A 16,850-nucleotide genomic window follows, 5' to 3' on the forward strand; every position below is an offset into this window, starting at 1 on the left:
CGCGGCAGTGCCCGTACAATGAGCCGCTTACCTCACATCAAAGCGAATCTTCATCGCCATGAAGCGTCTCGACGACAATGCCGCGCTGATCCTGATCGACCTGCAAAAGGGCATGCAGTTTCCGAAGCTCGGCCGCCGCAACAATCCCGACGCCGAGCGCCATCTCGCGGCCTTGCTCGCCCATTGGCGCGCCACCGCGCGTCCTGTCGTGCACGTGCGCCACATTTCCCGTGAGCCGGACTCGGTATTCTGGCCGGGGCAGAACGGCGTCGAGTTTCAGACGGCGTTCGAGCCGAACGGCAACGAGCATGTCGTCGAAAAGAACGTGCCGGATGCGTTTATCGCGAGCGGGCTCGAACGCTGGTTGCGCGCGCGGCAGATCGCTCAGGTTGTGATCGCGGGCGTGATCACGAACAACTCGGTCGAAGCCACCGCGCGTACGGCCGGCAACCTCGGCTTCACCGCGCTGGTGGCGAGCGACGCAGCCTTTACCTTCGACATGCGCGATCTGAACGGCCGCTTGTGGGCGGCCGAGGATATTCACGCGCTGTCGCTCGCAAACCTCGCGATGGATTATGCGCAGATCGCGACCACCGCCGAGATCGTCGGCCGCGCGTTACGCACTTAGCGCGGCCGCAGCGCTTCGGTCCACGCACGCAGCGCAGCCGCATCGTGCGCGTGGCGGTTCTCATCCACACGCCACACCCCCCCCTTCACGCCTGCCTCACCCCCATTACCTTATCAAGCGTCACCGGCAGATCGCGCACGCGCACGCCGGTCGCGTGATACACCGCATTCGCGATCGCCGCCGGCACGCCGGTGATGCCGATCTCGCCGATGCCGCGCACGCCGAGCGAGTTGATGTACGGATCAGGTTGTCGACGCGATGCAACGGGATTCACTGTGACCCGGCAGCGAGTCACGATGAACCGGCTCGAATCGTTGAAAGCGCAACCAGACATGCAGCGGCGCGTGTCAACTATGGACGTTGCGCTTAAGGAGCAGGAAAGTAAATACGCGGAGGGGCCTTCTTTCTGGGTGCAAAAAGAAAGACTGTTTTGCGTGAAATCAGGAGTCCGCTTAATCAGGCGTCAGCCCAGCGGCGCAGCAGATTGTGATAAATACCGGTGAGACTGACCACAGTTGCGTCGTTCGAACCTTTTTCGGCGGCGAGGCGCTGTACGTCGTTGTCGAGTTGAAACAGCATCGCGCGTTCGCCGTCGTCGCGCACCATGCTCTGAATCCAGAAGAAGGATGCGACCCGCACGCCACGCGTCACCGGCTTGACGTGATGCAGGCTCGAAGCGGGGTAGAGCACCATGTCGCCGGCCGGCAATTTCGAGCAATGCATGCCGTAGGTGTCTTCGATGCAGAGTTCGCCGCCGTCGTAGGTGTCCGGCTCGGCGAGAAACAGCGTGGCTGACAGATCGCTGCGGATGCGGAAGTCGGTGCCGCGCAAGTGGCGGATCGCGTTGTCCACGTGCGTGCCGAAACCGTCGCCACCTGCATAGCGATTAAAGAGCGGCGGAAAGACTTTCAAGGGCAACGCGGCCGAAAAGAAACGTGGATTGCGCCCGAGCGCGTCCTGAATCGCATCGCCCATCGCGCGCGCGGCGGGGGAGCCTTCGGGCAATTGCTGGTTGCGCTTGGCTTGCGCCGACTGTTCGCCGGAGGTCGCATTGCCGTCGGTCCATTGGGCCGCGTCGAGGACTTCGCGGCATTGCGCGACCTGCTGCTTGCTCAGTACGCCTTGCAGATGCAGCATCATGCGCGTACCGCCTGCGCCGGGGGCATCATCGCGTTCGGAACAGCGCTTGCATCCGCGCTTGCAGTCGCGCTTATATCCGCGCTTATATCCGCGTGAATTTTCGCGCTTACGTTCTTGCGTACTTGCACACGGATGTCTGCGTTTATCTCTTCAGCCAGCGCACGGAATGCGCTAACCGGCGAGGCGGCAAGCCACGCCTGCATCTTCGCGATGAACGCCGCCGTCGCCGTGTGTGGCACACGCCGTAACCATGCCAGCGCGGCGTCGATCTCGCCGCGCCCGGCCAGTAGCCGCGCATAGTTGAACTGGCCGCGAAAGTCGCCGCCCACTGCCGCGCGCCGGTAATAGTCGAGCGCGATGGCTGCGTCGGCATCGACTTCCCAGCCGTCCTCGTAAAAGCTGCCGATAAAATTGAGCGACTTCACGTGACCCAATTCGGCGGCGCGCCGGAACCACAGCAACGCCTGCGCACGATCGCATTCCACGCCATGGCCAAGCGCCAGCGCCGACGCATAGTTGTACATGCCCCAGTCGAGTCCCGCTTGCGCTGCGAGCCGGTACCAGTAGGCCGCCACCGGCGCGCACGCGGTGGTTCCCCAGCCGTGTTCGTAGCATCGGCCCAGCATGTTCATCGCCATCGGATGATCCCGCCGCGCCGCGTGCCTGAACCACGTCAACGCTTCTTCGGCATTACGCTCCACGCCGTGACCGTCGAGCAGATACTGGCCGTACACCGCCTGCGCTTCGACGATGCCGTTATGTGCCGCTGCCGCCACCCACGCGGCGGCTTTGGCGGGCGGACCGGAGAGAATCGCTGCGAGTTCGTCATGCGATACGCTCGCCAGCGCCTTCAGCGTTATCTGTTCCATCCTGCAGTGCTTAGTAGTGCGCGTTAAGTGTCAGGAAGGCGGAGCGGCCGGCTGCGATCGACGCATAGTGCGCCGGATACGCCTGGTCGTAATACGTCCGGTTGAAGATGTTTTGCACGTTCAGTTGCAGATCGACCTTCTTGTTGATCCGGTACGTCGCCATGCCGTCGAATCGCCAGTACGAGGGCACTGCGCGCAGATTCGCCGTGTCGCCGTATACCTGCGACATGTAGAAGGCGCCGCCGCCGATCGTGAACTTCGGCAGCACGTCGTAGTTGGTCCACAGGCTGATGCTGTTCTTCGGCGTGTTCGGGAACTGGTTGCCGTTATCCGCCGTGTTCTTGCCGTTGTCGCGCAACTGGCTCTTCATATACGTGTAGCCGCCGAACACTTGCCACTTGTTCGTTAGCTGACCGGCCACGCCGAATTCGAAGCCTTGCACGCGCTTGTTGCCGACCATCGCGTATTCGTTGTTCGGCAGCGTGACGCGGGCGTTGGTCGTATCGATCTGAAACAGCGCGCCCGTCAGCGAGAGGTGGTTGTTCAGCACATTCCATTTGGTGCCGAGTTCGACGCTGCGGTTCTTTTCCGGGGCGAGCTGATCCGCGTTCGCACCGACACCGCCACGGCCCGGCGTCAGCGACTGCGTTTCGCTGCCCTGGCCGAGCAGAGCACCGGCCGGCGTCGACGACGTCGCGATCGACGCATACACGCTGCCGTTCGACGCCGGTTTGAAGACGAGTCCGAACTGGTAGTTGAACAGCGTGTCGTCGCGCGTGGTGTGCTTGCCGCCGTTGGCAACCGTGTTGCGGAAGTCTGTCGAGTAATCGTCGACGCGCAAACCAACGTTGGCCTGCCAGCGTTTGGTGAATTCGATCGTATCGAACGCGTACAGCGATTTGGTGGTGGTGCGCTGCTCGTTCGGATCGTTCGCTTTGCTAACCGAACCGGCCCATGGATCGTTCGGATTCGGCGACCACAGGCTCGTGCAGTTATAGCCCGAGGCCGCGCCGATACCCTTGGTTTTGCAGATCGCGCCGGTGGCGGCCGCCACAGTGTACGAATCGTTCACGCTGGTTTCGCGCGACAGTTCGAGGCCGGTGGTGAAGCTGTGCTTCAGGAAACCGGTCTTGAACTCGCCGAACAGTTCGGTCTGGTTCGCGAGGCTGTAGACGTCGCTGGCGCGCGTATTCGCACGGCGCCACACCATGCCGTTCACCACATTGCCCTGGCTGTCGTCCGGCTGCGTCCAGATGTAGTCCTGGGTGGACTTCGTATAACGCGTGGTGTTGCGAATCGTCAGGTTGCTGTTGATGTCGTGTTCGATACGCACCGTGCCGACATCCGAGGTCGTCTTGCGGAAATCGCGGTCGATCAGGCCATAAAAGTTGTGACGGTCCACATTGGCCGGATAGATCGTGTCGACGTTGGCCGGCTTGTTGGTGGTCGTGTAGTAGTACGGAATGCCGCTGTCGGGCAGGTCGTCGGTCGAGAGGTGGTAATAGCTCGCGGTGACGCGGGTCGGCGTGCCGATCCCGTAGGTGAACGAGGGTGCGATGCCCCAGCGCTCGTTGTTCACCGCGTCGCGGCCGGGCACGTCGTTGTTGTGGCTCATCACGTTCAGGCGGAAGGCCGCGTGATCGGCCATTTGCCAATTGCCGTCGGCGGTGAAGCGGCGGTAGCGGTCGGTGCCGAGGCCCGCACTGCCGTCGGCGGAATTGCCCAGATGCGGCGTCTTGGTGATCAGGTTGATGCTGCCGCCCGCGCCGCCGCGGCCGCCGTAGGCGCCGTCCGAACCCTTGGTCACTTCCACGCTTTCGATATTGAACACTTCCCGGGTGGTCGCGCCGATGTCGCGCAGGCCGTCGACGAAGGTGCTGCCTTGTGCATCGTAGCCGCGAATGAACGGCCGGTCGCCGAGCGGATTGCCGCCTTCGCCGGCGCCGAAGGTGATGCCCGGCACCGTGCGCAGCGCTTCGGTCAGCGTCGACGCGCCCGTGCTTCTGATCAGTTCCTGCGGAATCACGGTCACGGATTTCGGCGTATCGACCAGCGGTGCCGTGAATTTGACCGACGCCGAGTGGTCGGTCTTGAAGCTGTCGTCCGTCTGGCCTTGCACGGCGATCGGCGCGAGCTGGCTTTCCTTGTCGGGCGGCGCCGTGCCGGGCGTGCCTTGCGCGAGGGCAGGACCTGCCGCCAACATGCTGCACAGTGTCGTGCTGATTTTGCCGAGCTTCGGTTCGTCGGACCGCAACTTCATTTTTATCCCCGTCGTTGAGTGCTGACGACCGGGCGAACAATGCGTTCCTTACCCGGACGTTCCATGTTTATTACAAAGTGTTTGCGGGGTGCATTCTATGCAATTCGCTTGTAATTGAGAAGCGTTCTCAACAAAAATTTCGGCGCATGGGGTTGCGCGTGTGAGCCATTGCATGGAATTGGTGGATTGATCGACGAGGATGGATGGAATAGCCGTGAGTTTGACGGCTTCCTGCGGACAGGGTGATGACTTGCCGTCAGTCGCGTGAGCGGCTTTTGTAGCGTGTGCCTCGCGACTTCCGATGAAGGACGGCCGCTCGGTTTCTTACTGTGCCGCGAGTTCGGCCAGCGTGTCCCGCAGCCACACGAGCGCCGGATCGGCCTGATTGCGCGGATGCCACCCCGCGTACAACGTGAAGCCGCGCGCGTCGAACGGCAGCGCAAAGGTGTCGAGCCGATCGGTGTAGCGTGCCGCGAAGCGCGATGGCAGCGTCGAAACATAGTCGGTTTTCGAGAGCAACTCCGGCACCAGCGTGAAGTGCTGGACCGACAGCGCGACGCGCCGCTCGCGGCCGAGTTCGTCGAGATGCTCGTCCATGTAGCCGTGAAAGCTGCCACCGCTGGTCGACACCAGGACGTGATCGAGCGCGCAGTAGGTATCGAGATCGAGCGGGGCGGAGCCGCGTGGATGGCCCTTGCGCTGCACGAACACAAAATGTTCGTCGTACAGCTTGCGGGCTTTCATCGACGGCGGAATCATCCGGTCGGAACCGAGCAGCAGGTCGATCTCGCCGCTTTCGAGCCGTGACGCGGCGGTGGGCTGATCGCCGATCACGAACGCCACGCGCACACCCGGCCCCGCCAAAGCCGGCAAGCGCTCCATCAGGCGCATGCCGAGCACCGCAGTGGCGTTGTCGTGGGCGGCGATCACGAAGCGCCGCGTGTCGGCGAATGGATCGAAGGCAGGCTGGTGGCGCACCACCGCTTCGAGATTCTTCAACGCGGCATGCAGCGGCTCCATTAATTCCAGCGCCCGGGCCGTGCGCGTCATGCCACGGCCGGTTTCGGCGGGCAGCAGCAACGGATCGCCGAAGATCTGCCGCAAGCGCGCGAGTTGCGTGGAGACAGCCGGTTGCGTCAGATGCAGCCGCTCGGCCGCACGCGTGACGTTCGACTCGGCGAGCAGCGCGTCGAGCGAAACCAGCAGATTCAAATCGATGCCGCGTAGATCAATCATGTTGATAGGTCGCATATAAGCAATTGATTTCTAGAATACGTGCCGCGCTTCTATAGTTCAACCACCGAAACGAACGGAAGGAACTTCAACATGAAAGCCTGGATGCTCGATGAACCCGGCAAACCGCTGGCCCTGCGCGACGCGACACAACCGCAACCGCGCCGGAATGCCGTGCTGGTGCGGATGGAGGCGGTGCCGTTGCTCAGTTACACGCGTGACTATGTCGAAGGGAAGTTGCCGTACGCGTATCCGCCGGGACCGTTTTCGCCCGGCACCAATGGGGTTGGCCGGATCGTCGCGGTCGGCGAGGGCGTGGTGGCGTTTCGCGCCGGTCAGCGGGTAGCGGTGAATCCGTACTGGATCGCCGACGAAACGGTGCGTGAGCCCGCGCAGGCGCTGTTAGGGCTCACCGCCATCAGCGCCGACAGCGGTTCGCTGCTGGCTGAGTTTCCGCACGGGACGTTGCGCGAAGTGGCCGAATTTCCGGCATCGACGCTGATTGCGCTAAACGGCCTGGACGAGATCGACGCCGCACGTCTCGCAGTGCTGGGCAAATTCTCAGTGCCGTTCGGTGGTCTGCGACGCGGCCGTCTGTCAGCGGGCGAAACGGTGGCGGTCAACGGCGCAAGCGGTTACTTCGGCTCCGCAGCGGTGCTTGCGGCGCTGGCCCTCGGCGCGAGCAAGGTCGTCGCGCTCGGCCGGCGCGTGGAGCCGCTGCAAGCATTGGTCGAGCAAGGCCGCGGGCGTGTGGTTTCCGTTGTGTTGACTGGCGATGCCGCGCAAGACACGGCGGCGATTCGCACTGCTAGCGGTGGCGGCGTGGACCTTGCCTTCGACATGGTCGGGCAGGCCACCGACGCGAACGCAACCCTCGCCGCATTGCGCAGCCTGCGCTGCGGCGGGCGGCTTGTGCTGATGGGCAGCATGCAAGTGGACTTGCCTATTACGTACAGAGAGATGCTGCTGAACAACTGGGAATTGATTGGCCACTTCATGTACACGCGCGCTGACTATCTCGCGTTGGTTTCGCTCGTCACGTCCGGGCAGATTCGGCTCGAGGCGGTCGAGTTGAAGTCCTATCCGTTTGCCGAACTGGAGGCGGCAATCGACGCCGCCGGCCGTATGTCGGGTCTGCAATGCACGGTGGTGGAGAGCACGTCGCCGCAAGCGTGGGATTGAGCGCCGCGTTGCGCCATCAGTCGTGCTTTCGCTCCGGATAGCGAAGGCGCGAATGATGGCGGCCGTAGATCCCGTAGACGATGAGCCCGATCACGAGCCAGACGAAGAGCCGTAACCACGTGACGAGCGGCAGTCCGGCCATCAGCAGCAGGCAAAACAGAATCCCGAGGATCGGGATCACCGGCACGCCCGGCGCGCGGAACGGCCTCGAGGCGTCTGCGTCGCTGCGGCGTAGATAGATCACAGCGCCGCAGACGAGAATGAATGCGAACAGGGTGCCAATGCTGACCATTTCGCCTAACACGTTGATCGGCGTGAACGCCGCCACCACGGCGACGATGGCGCCGATCATCATCTGACTCAGATGGGGTGTTTGCAGACGCGGGTGGACTCGCGCGAACAGGTGCGGCAGCAGGCCATCTTGTGACATCGTGAAGAAGATACGGCTCTGGCCATACAGCAGCACGAGTATCACGGTCGTCAGGCCGGTCAGCGCGCCGATCTTGATGAGCACGGAAAACCAGGTGACGCCGATCGCGTCGACACCTTTCGCGATCGGATCCGGGACGTTGAGTTCGGTATACGGAACGAGTCCTGTCAGCACGCCGGCGACCGCAATGTAGAGCAGCGTGCAGATCACGAGCGAGCCCAGAATGCCGATCGGCATGTCGATCTGCGGCTTGCGTGCCTCCTGGGCCGCGGTGGACACCGCATCGAAGCCGATGAAAGCGAAGAAGACGACGGCCGATCCGCGGAGAATGCCGCTCGCGCCGAAATTGCCGAATTCGCCGGTATTCTGCGGAATGAATGGATGCCAGTTGGCCGGATGCACAAAGAAGGCGCCGATGACGATGAACGCCAACACCACGGTCAGTTTGATCGCCACCATGATGTTATTGAGCCGCGCCGACTCCTTGGTGCCGAGCACGAGCAGGGTAGTCAGCACGGCGATAATGAACACCGCTGGCAAATTGACGACGCCAGCCACCGTGCTGCCATCGGCGAGCGTCACTGTCGTGCCGGGCGCAGCCGCCATGGTGGGCGGAATGTTGATCCCGACGTTGTGCAGGAGGCTCACGATATAGCCGGACCAGCCGACCGCAACGGTCGCCGCGCCCATCGCATACTCGAGGATCAGATCCCAGCCGATGATCCACGCGAATAGTTCGCCGAGCGTGGCATAGGTATAGGTATAGCTGCTGCCGCAGACCGGCAGCATGGCCGCCAGTTCGGAATAGCAGAGCCCGACAAAGGCGCAGGCAATCCCGCCGAGGACAAACGAAAGAATGATGCTCGGCCCCGCATAGTGCGCCGCGGCCGTGCCCGTCAGAACAAAGATGCCGGCGCCGATGATCGCGCCGATACCCATCGCCGTAATGCTGAGTGCGCCCAGTGACTTCGACAACTGGCGTTCACCGCCCTCCGCGCTTGCGACAATATCCGCGACGGATTTGCGCGCCATATAACTCGTGTCAGCCATGATGAGTCGTCCTGTTCGTATATGGGTGAATCCGGGATCGAATCGATCCGTGACGCACTGCAATAAGCGACTTCTTTAAAGGCGACTGACACTGTTGATGTTGCGGTTGAGGAGAGAACTGACGAATCCAGTCTAGTCCGGATTCAATCGAGTGTGTACTGAAGATGGAGGTTGCGGTTGCCAAAGCGGCCTTGCGGGGGAGTCGATCCGCAAGGCTGCCTTTCGATTATCGAATCCCGATCAATCGATGCCGTGAAACACGGCGTCGTCCGGACCGAGATAAACCGGCGGGCGCCACGCGGCGTCGCGCATCGAATGCTGGACCAGCTTTTCGACACCCAGCAGCACCGCGAAAATGGCCATCCGCACCGGGATGCCGTTATCGGTTTGCCGGAAAATCGCGAGGCGCGAATCGTGGTTCAGGTCGACGCTCAGATCGTTCGCGCCCGGCCGGCTGTCGCGCGGAAGCGGATGCATGATCAGCGTATCGGCGCCGCACACGCTGTCCATCAGCGCCTGATTGATCTGGAAATCCGGCGTATAGCCTTCGAAGGATTCGTCGGTGAAGCGCTCTTTCTGGATGCGTGTGGCGTACACCACGTCCGCGCCGCGCAGCCCGGCGGTCAGATCGTGAGTCTGCTCGATCACGTGATCGTTGCGCGAAATTTGCTCGATGATGTAGCTCGGCATTTCGAGCATGGGCGGCGAGATCAGTGTGAACTTGATGCCGCGATACAGCGCCAGCAGCTTGACCAGCGAATGCACCGTGCGGCCATATTTCAGATCGCCGACCAGCGCGATATGCGCACCGTCGACGATCTTGCCCAGCCGCGAGAACTCGCGCTGGATCGTGTACAGGTCAAGCAGCGCCTGGCTCGGATGCTCGCCCGGACCGTCGCCGCCGTTAATCACCGGCACGTTGGTGGCGCGCGCGAATTCGGCCACCGAGCCTTGCTCCGGATGGCGGATCACCAGCGCATCCACATAGCCGCTCATCACGCGGCTGGTGTCGTAGATCGACTCGCCCTTGGCCATCGACGAAAACGTGAAGCCGGTGGTGTCGCACACCGAGCCGCCGAGCCGGCAGAATGCCGCGCCGAAGCTCACGCGGGTCCGCGTGCTGGCCTCGAAAAACAGATTGCCGAGCACCGCGCCTTCGAGCACGCGGGAGATTTTCCGGCGCCGCGCGATCGGCTGCATGATGTCGGCGACGCGAAACAGCGCCTCGACCGAGTCGCGCGAGAACTGATCGACCGACAGTAGTTGCGGCTTGCCCTCGAACAGCATCTGGCTCGCCAGCGACTGTGAATCTACGCTTTGCGTATAGTTTTCGCCCGGCTCGCCATGCACCACGATTTCCGACACGAAACGCTCCACGATCTCCGGCATGGCCCGCGATTCCTGCGAATCGTCCGGCAGCAGCCATGTGTCGAGCGCGCGGCGCGATACGCCGATGCGGTTCGCGAACGTGTCGCGGGTCATGTTCAGGCGACGCATCGCGTCGCGTAGGAAGGCTTGTTGCGGGACGCTCATGCGGGCACCTGTCGGGAATGGGTTACGAACCGGATATGTACGCGGTGCGTATATTAGTTTCCCTGTCGCAGAAGTCAAGCAATTTTGCTAGTTCGGCAAACCCCCAACCCCCAACCGGTTTGCCAGCCCGCTTTGCAAATTCGGGCCGGTCGCGGTTACACTGCGTTTCATGCATCCCGGCCAAACGCTCCGACTCCGTCCGTCAACCACCGCACGTCTCGCTTTTGCGAGCGTCGTGGCTGCACGCGCGGGTTTCCCGAGCGTTAGCGCCAAAGCCAAAAAACAGCCGCTCATCTGACCGGAGCTGCTGTTCCGTCAGATGTTGCGACGGAACAGCCGGTCAACGCCCCCCGCGGCATTCCCTGTTTTTCCTCCCTCGCACCGCTGATCGGAATCGATACGGTCGTCATCGAGGTAAAAACATGTCTAGTTTTTCGGGTATCTGGGTTCCGCTCATTACGCCATTCGCTAACGGCGAGGTGGATCACGCCGCGCTGCGCGCGCTGGTCCGCCGTTATGCCGACGCGGGCATTGCCGGGCTGGTCGCACTCGGCACGACCGGCGAGCCGGCCGCGCTAGACGACGCCGAACAGGACGCCGTGCTGGCGACGATTCTCGACGCAGCGCAAGCCGCCGCCCACAGCGCAGATGCATCCGCGTTGCCGGTGCTGGTCGGCGTGTCGGGCAATCACACGGCGAGCATGCGAGCGCGCGTCGAGCAACTGAACGCACTGCCGATCGCTGGGGTGCTGATGGCCGCGCCGTACTACATCCGGCCTTCGCAAGCGGGCATCGTCGGGCATTTCATGGCGCTTGCCGATGCGAGCGACAAGCCTGTCGTGCTGTACGACATTCCCTATCGAACCGGTGTGCGGCTCGAACTCGACACGCTGCTGACGCTTGCCGCGCATCCACGAATCCAGGCGGTGAAAGATTGCGCCGGATCGCTCGACACCACGCTCGCGCTGATTCGCGACGGCCGCTTGCAGGTGCTGACCGGTGAGGACATCAATATTTTCAACACCTTGTGTCTGGGTGGGAGCGGCGCGATCGCGGCTTCGGCGCATCTGCGGCCCGAACGGTTCGTCGCGTTGTATCGAGCGTTGTCAGCGGGCCGGCTCGACGAAGGACGGCGGATTTTTCATGAGCTCGTGCCACTGATCCAGGCGCTGTTCGCCGAACCGAATCCGGCGCCGGTGAAGGCCCTGCTCGCCGCGCAAGGCCTGATACGCGACGAGTTGCGCATGCCGATGACGCGTGCCGGCGATGCGCTGGTCGCGCGGCTCAGGGAGATGGAAGGGCTTGATCGGCGAGAGTCGCACGCGGCGGCAGGATGAACTTGAGTGCGGATTCGCGCGCTGCCATTTGTATTTGAGATGATGGTTCGTGATGCCAGGCGATAATCGGCGCCCTTTGTCCATTATCGCCGCCGGTATTTTCTCCGGTCGATGCCGCATGCAGTTAGTCCTATCCGCCGATCCCCAGTCCCGCTTCAGCACGCTCAGCACGCTTATGCTGGGCTCGTTCAACACGCGGCACACGCTGAATGTACGTAGTGCCGCCCGTGCCCAACCACGCACCTGCCGCATAGCCCGCGCCGGGAGCCGCTGATGCCCTCCGTGTTTCGCACCGGCAGTCAGCTTTCAAGTGGCTCGGTCAGCTTCGTCACGCGCCGCACCGCGCTGACCATCGCCATTGTCACCGCGTTCGGCGCAGCGGCGCTGGCGCTCGCAGCAGGTATCGCGCTCGGCATGCATTGGCCGGCCCACGGCGGCTCCGGCGACCCGGCGGCGAACCGTGTCGAGCACGACTTTGCAATCGATCAACTCGGCAAGCTGAACGCGTCCGTGGCGCAGATCGAACCGCGCATTGCACGCCTGACGATGCAGGTCGGCGCATTGCGTGATTTCGAGGCACGTCTGAATACACCGCGGCCGGCGCCGCGCGCGCCGGTCACTTCGGCCACCCCGGCTACGCCGGGCGCCGCCTCCGAACCCGACTTGTCCGCTACCGACGGCGAAGGCGGTCCTTCCTTGCCGCCGCGGCGCTGTACGGAAGTCCTGCCGCAACCGGCCGGTCATGCCGATGCCGCGCGCACCCGGCAACAACTGGACTGCATCGCCGCGACGCTGTCCGCGCTCGAGCAACAAACCGCCGACCACGCGATCGCCTACGCCGCCTTCCCCGGCCGCATGCCTGCCGACGGCGCACGCTTCGGCTCGCCGTTCGGCAACCGGGCCGATCCGTTCACGAATCGTTTAAGTTTTCATCCTGGCATCGACCTGGTCGCCCGAACCGGCACGCCGATTCTGGCGGCCGCAGGCGGCCGGGTGATCTTCGCCGGCGAGAAATCGGGCTATGGCAACACGGTCGAAATCGATCACGGCAACGGCCTCGTGACCCGTTACGGCCACGCGTCGCGCATCGTTGTGCATGTCGGCGATCTGGTGCTGCCGCGTCAGTATGTCGCCGATGTGGGCTCGACTGGCCGCTCCACCGGACCGCATCTCCATTTCGAAGTGCTGGTCAACGGCGCGCCGGTTGACCCGGCTGCCTACCTCGCGCTATTCGCGCCCACGCCCCATGGTTGAACGACGTTTTTCCCGCGATGCGGGCAGTCTCGCCCATCGCGCCTATACGTTGCAGCCCGCGCGCCCGCTCGTTCTTCGCGTGATCTTGTGGGTTCTGGTGTGCGCGCTCGGCGCGGCAGGTGGCGCGGTGGCCGTAGCGGCATGGCACGCGCAGCGTGCCGGCACGCCGGCTGATCAATGCCATGCGGCGCCCGTGGATGAAGACCACGAACAGACCGAACTCGCCCGCACGCGGCTCGCGCTGGCGCAGGAATTGGCGGCGCGCGCCGCGGTGCAGAAAACCGCGGACGGCGCCGCTGCCGACGTCGCGCGATTGAACGCCGAACTGCAGTTTCTGCGCGGCCAGAGCAAAGCGAAGCCACCCGCGCCGCGCGGTTGACTGTCATTTTCATTTCCAGGAGGTACTTATGTTCAGCAAGAAAAAGCACGCGGGCATCCGGCAGACCAAGCTCGCCACACTTATCGCCCATGACGTGCGGATCACGGGCGACCTCGTGTTCAGCGAAGGCCTGCGGATGGACGGCCACGTGAAGGGCAACGTCAGCGGCGAGCCGGGCACCCAGACGCTGCTGGTATTGAGCGACCGGGGCTCGATCGAGGGCAACGTGCATGGCTATGACGTGGTGGTCAATGGCCGGATCGTCGGTGACGTGATAGCCGACCACTTCGTCGAGTTGCAGAGCAACGCGCATGTGACCGGCAACATTTACTACCAGCAGCTGCGGATGGATTGCGGCGCCTCGGTAGACGGCAAGCTGACCAAGCGTGATACCGCGCAGGCGGTCACACCGATTCTCGTCGCGGTGGCCGATACGGCACGCGAGGAGCGCAAGGCCGGCTAATTGGCTAATCGGTCAAGCGGCCGCGCCCGGCGTCAAACCGGTCCCGGCAGCGACTGACGTTGCGCGGACGTGTCGTGGCCGAGCGCATCGCCGCACGGCGGGCGCGAATCGCGCAGTCCGCGCATTTCCCGTGCTTCGGCGAGACGTCCCAGCGCGCCGCGGTCGAGCGTGGCGAGCATGTCGCGTTCGACGATCAACTGGTGCAAGGCCAGCACGATCAGGCCGATGGTCAGCAGCAGATCGCCTGCGAACACGACTGCGTAAAGCGCCGAGGTGGTGCGGGGATTGCCGTACAGCAGCGTCATGTTGGCGCGGTCTAGCAGGACGAGCACGAGCGGTACGATCGCGCTGAGCGTCGCGATACCGCTACCCACTGCTACCAGCGTACGTGCGACCCCAAGATGCGGACGGCGCCGGCGGCACACTTCATACAGGGTCGCCGCGCGGCACGGTAAGAAAAACGAAGCCAGCAAGCCGGCGCGCACCACGAGCGGCGCGTTCCACGCGAGCGCACTCCCATACAGCAGGCCGAACACGGCAGTGACGACGAGGCCGGCGCGCCACGGCGCCGATGCGCCGAACAAGTCGCGCGTGCCTGACCAGATCAGAATCCGGCTTTGCAAGGCCAGTGTCGCGGTGGCCAGCAACAGCAGATCGTTTTGCCAGATCTTATGCAACGCAAAGCATGCCGTGGCGGTGGCAAGCAGATAGAAACCGACGGCCCAGAAACGGAAGGCACCGACCTGCGCAAACATCCGGGAAAGCGCCGTCGTGATGAGGGCGCCGCACAGAAACGTGATCAGCCACACCGTTTGGAACGTTGCTACATCAATTTTCATGAAGTCTCCACCAGCCAATCTGTCTGTTCCTGCTTATCGGTAAAACGAGGCCACGCGGCGAGGCGCGCCGTGACGGACGACTGCACCGCGCAGCCACGCGGGTTTCAAACAGATCCAGTTGCTCATGCGGCCACCATTCTTTCCCGGAGCAGATCGCTGAAGTCGTCGGCGCTGAGCGGCTTGCCTAGCAGGAAGCCTTGCATCTCGTCGCACATCATCGACTTGAGCATGTCGAGCTGCGATTTGGTTTCGACGCCTTCGGCGACAACGTCCATTTCCAGCGAGTGCGCGAGCGCAATGATCGCGGAAACGATCGCACTGCCTTCCGGGCCGTGCTCGTCGAGCCCGTTGGTGAAAAAGCGGTCGATCTTCAACTGCTTCACGCGAAAGCGTTGCAGATAGGCGAGGCTGGAATAGCCGGTGCCGAAATCGTCGATGGCGATTTCAAAACCGCTTGCCTGGAACTCACGAATCATCTCGATGGTTTTCGGCGCGTCCTGCATCGCGACGGTTTCGGTGATTTCGAACATGATCTGTTCACATTGCACGCCTTCTGCCTTGACGATCTCGAGCATCGTTGCCACGAGGTTCGGTTGCGACAACTGGCGCGGCGACAGATTGATCGCCACCTTCATCGACGGCAGGCCCTGTTCGACCCAGCGGCGAATCTGCCGGCAGGTTTCGCGCAAGACCCAGTAACCGATCTGCACAATCTGGCCCGAGCGCTCGGCGATCGGAACGAACTCGAGCGGCGCCAGCGTGCCGAGCTGCGGATGATGCAGGCGGATCAGCGCTTCGGCACCGGCCAGCGAGTCGCCGCTGCCGTGGAACTTCGGCTGGAAATGCAGTGAGAAATGTCCGGCGGTGAGCGCTTCATGCAGCGCGCTTTGGATTTGCAGCGTGCGCGTCGCGGCTTCATTCATGCGTTGTTCGAAGAAGCGATAGGTGCTGCGGCCCGCGCGCTTGGCTTCGTACATGGCCGCGTCGGCATGCTTCAACAGCGCGTCGACGGAATCGCCGTCGTAGGGAAAGAGCGAGATGCCGATGCTCGGCATCACCTGCAAGGGTTGCGAATCGGTCCATACGCCCTCGCGCATCCGGTCGAGTACTTCTTCGGCCATCGTGCCGGCATCTTCGCGCGAGTGAAGGTTCTCGGACAGCACGACGAATTCGTCGCCACCGAGACGCGCGACGGTGTCGCTCGCGCGCACGCACAGCAGCAGGCGCTGGGCGAATGCCGACAGCACTTCGTCGCCGGCCGAGTGGCCGAGCGAATCGTTGATGGTCTTGAAGCCGTCGAGATCCATGAACAGGATGGCGAACAGCGAGCGCTGCCGGCGCGCGCTATGGATCGCGCGTTCGATGCGGTCGGTGAGCGTGCTGCGGTTGGGCAGGCCGGTCAGCGTGTCGAGCGTGGCGAGACGCACGATCTGCCCGTTCAATGTCGACACCGAGCCGATCAGAGAGCTGGTGCGGGCATCGAAACGCGACAGCATCAGCGTAACGATCAGAATCGCGAACGTGAACAGGACCACCGAGGTCGCGAGCCACGCGGCGTTCACGCCATTGGCCGCGCCGCACACAGCGCCGGTCGGAAACTCGGCGGCCGCCATGCCGGCGTAATGCATGCCGCTGATCGCGACGCCCATGACCAGCGCCGCGATGACACGGTTGCGCAGCACGTGGCGTGCGTCCTCGTTGCTGAGCGCGCGCGCGATCCACAGGGCGGCGGTCGACGCGCCGATCGCGATTGCAAGCGAGCCGGCGAACCAGGCCGGCCGATAGTGGATGCCCGGCTCCATTTGCATCGCCGCCATGCCGGTGTAGTGCATGCCGGCGATGCCGAAGCCCATCAGTACGCCGCCGGCCACGAGCCGAAGCGGCGTGAGCTGCGCGCGGGTCGTCACGACCAGCGCCAGGTACGACGCGCCGATTGCGAGTCCGAGCGAATACGCGGTCGTCGCGAAGTCGTAGCCGAGCGGGATCGGCAGGGAGAAGGCGAGCATCGCGATGAAGTGCATCGACCAGATCCCGACACCGAGCGCCGCGGCGCCGCCGAGGCGCCACGCGCGCCGCAGACCTGCCGATGCCAGGAGAAAAATGCGGCCCGTCAAATCGAGTGCCGTGTAGGACGCCAGCACCGCGACGACGAACGAGATTGCAACCAGCCAAAAATTGTATGAGCTCTGCATATTAAGTCCAACCGCGAGAGGGAAGCGGCTGAACTTGTTATCGACAGTTGGCGGCGTTTAT

At 63.3% G+C, this 16,850-nt stretch carries 14 protein-coding genes and 1 pseudogene; 6 read left to right on the plus strand and 9 right to left on the minus strand.

Annotation, left to right across the window (positions count from 1 at the left end; genetic code table 11):
- The first annotated feature begins 58 nt into the window (after nt 1–58).
- Nucleotides 59–628, plus strand: a complete 570-nt coding sequence (locus KHO23_RS25565) for a cysteine hydrolase family protein (protein ID WP_211614274.1) — start codon at nt 59–61, stop codon at nt 626–628.
- Nucleotides 629–713: 85 nt separating this feature from the next.
- On the opposite strand, the gene KHO23_RS25570 is transcribed toward KHO23_RS25565, so the two are convergent.
- The 5 genes from KHO23_RS25570 to KHO23_RS25590 form a co-directional block, all read right to left on the minus strand.
- The gene (locus KHO23_RS25570; RefSeq protein ID WP_211614437.1) at nt 714–962 is read right to left on the minus strand and encodes a hypothetical protein; all 249 of its coding nucleotides are present in this window, start codon (nt 960–962) and stop codon (nt 714–716) included.
- A 122-nt stretch (nt 963–1,084) separates the two neighbouring features.
- Nucleotides 1,085–1,768: a Fe2+-dependent dioxygenase gene (locus KHO23_RS25575; RefSeq protein WP_211614275.1), complete on the minus strand. Its 684-nt coding sequence runs from the start codon at nt 1,766–1,768 to the stop codon at nt 1,085–1,087.
- Complete coding sequence (locus tag KHO23_RS25580; RefSeq protein WP_211614276.1) at nt 1,765–2,637, minus strand: tetratricopeptide repeat protein; 873 nt, start codon at nt 2,635–2,637, stop codon at nt 1,765–1,767. Before KHO23_RS25580 ends, KHO23_RS25575 begins: the two co-directional genes overlap by 4 nt.
- A gap of 10 nt (nt 2,638–2,647) precedes the next feature.
- Nucleotides 2,648–4,897, minus strand: a complete 2,250-nt coding sequence (locus KHO23_RS25585) for a TonB-dependent receptor (RefSeq protein ID WP_211614277.1) — start codon at nt 4,895–4,897, stop codon at nt 2,648–2,650.
- Nucleotides 4,898–5,221: 324 nt separating this feature from the next.
- The gene (locus KHO23_RS25590; protein ID WP_211614278.1) at nt 5,222–6,133 is read right to left on the minus strand and encodes a LysR family transcriptional regulator; all 912 of its coding nucleotides are present in this window, start codon (nt 6,131–6,133) and stop codon (nt 5,222–5,224) included.
- A 90-nt stretch (nt 6,134–6,223) separates the two neighbouring features.
- Between KHO23_RS25590 and KHO23_RS25595 the strand changes: the two genes are divergently transcribed.
- Nucleotides 6,224–7,312: a zinc-binding dehydrogenase gene (locus KHO23_RS25595; RefSeq protein WP_211614279.1), complete on the plus strand. Its 1,089-nt coding sequence runs from the start codon at nt 6,224–6,226 to the stop codon at nt 7,310–7,312.
- Between the two features lie 16 nt (nt 7,313–7,328).
- Here the strand turns inward: KHO23_RS25595 and KHO23_RS25600 are convergent, their stop codons facing one another.
- Nucleotides 7,329–8,792, minus strand: coding sequence for an amino acid permease (locus KHO23_RS25600; protein WP_211614281.1), 1,464 nt, complete (start codon nt 8,790–8,792; stop codon nt 7,329–7,331).
- Nucleotides 8,793–9,032: 240 nt separating this feature from the next.
- Nucleotides 9,033–10,325: an aspartate carbamoyltransferase gene (locus KHO23_RS25605; protein WP_211614283.1), complete on the minus strand. Its 1,293-nt coding sequence runs from the start codon at nt 10,323–10,325 to the stop codon at nt 9,033–9,035.
- Nucleotides 10,326–10,747: 422 nt separating this feature from the next.
- Here KHO23_RS25605 and dapA point away from each other — a divergent pair, with 422 nt between their 5' ends.
- The 4 genes from dapA (at nt 10,748) to KHO23_RS25625 (ending at nt 13,758) form a co-directional block, all read left to right on the plus strand.
- Nucleotides 10,748–11,662 (plus strand): 4-hydroxy-tetrahydrodipicolinate synthase, encoded by a 915-nt coding sequence (gene dapA / locus KHO23_RS25610; protein ID WP_211614285.1) that lies wholly within the window; start codon nt 10,748–10,750, stop codon nt 11,660–11,662.
- A 273-nt stretch (nt 11,663–11,935) separates the two neighbouring features.
- The gene (locus tag KHO23_RS25615; protein ID WP_211614287.1) at nt 11,936–12,916 is read left to right on the plus strand and encodes a M23 family metallopeptidase; all 981 of its coding nucleotides are present in this window, start codon (nt 11,936–11,938) and stop codon (nt 12,914–12,916) included.
- Nucleotides 12,909–13,295, plus strand: coding sequence for a hypothetical protein (locus KHO23_RS25620; protein WP_211614289.1), 387 nt, complete (start codon nt 12,909–12,911; stop codon nt 13,293–13,295). The genes KHO23_RS25615 and KHO23_RS25620 overlap by 8 nt, the downstream gene beginning before the upstream one ends.
- A gap of 28 nt (nt 13,296–13,323) precedes the next feature.
- Nucleotides 13,324–13,758, plus strand: a complete 435-nt coding sequence (locus KHO23_RS25625; protein WP_211614291.1) for a bactofilin family protein — start codon at nt 13,324–13,326, stop codon at nt 13,756–13,758.
- A 32-nt stretch (nt 13,759–13,790) separates the two neighbouring features.
- Here KHO23_RS25625 and KHO23_RS25630 read toward each other — a convergent pair whose 3' ends face one another.
- Nucleotides 13,791–14,597 carry a hypothetical protein gene (locus KHO23_RS25630; protein ID WP_211614293.1) on the minus strand — a complete coding sequence of 269 codons (807 nt, stop codon included), beginning with the start codon at nt 14,595–14,597 and terminating at the stop codon, nt 13,791–13,793.
- Between the two features lie 122 nt (nt 14,598–14,719).
- Nucleotides 14,720–16,795: pseudogene (locus KHO23_RS25635) on the minus strand (putative bifunctional diguanylate cyclase/phosphodiesterase); the annotation flags it as partial.
- Between the last annotated feature and the right edge of the window lie 55 nt (nt 16,796–16,850).

The organism is Paraburkholderia haematera (genome assembly GCF_905220975.1).
GTDB lineage: Bacteria > Pseudomonadota > Gammaproteobacteria > Burkholderiales > Burkholderiaceae > Paraburkholderia > Paraburkholderia haematera.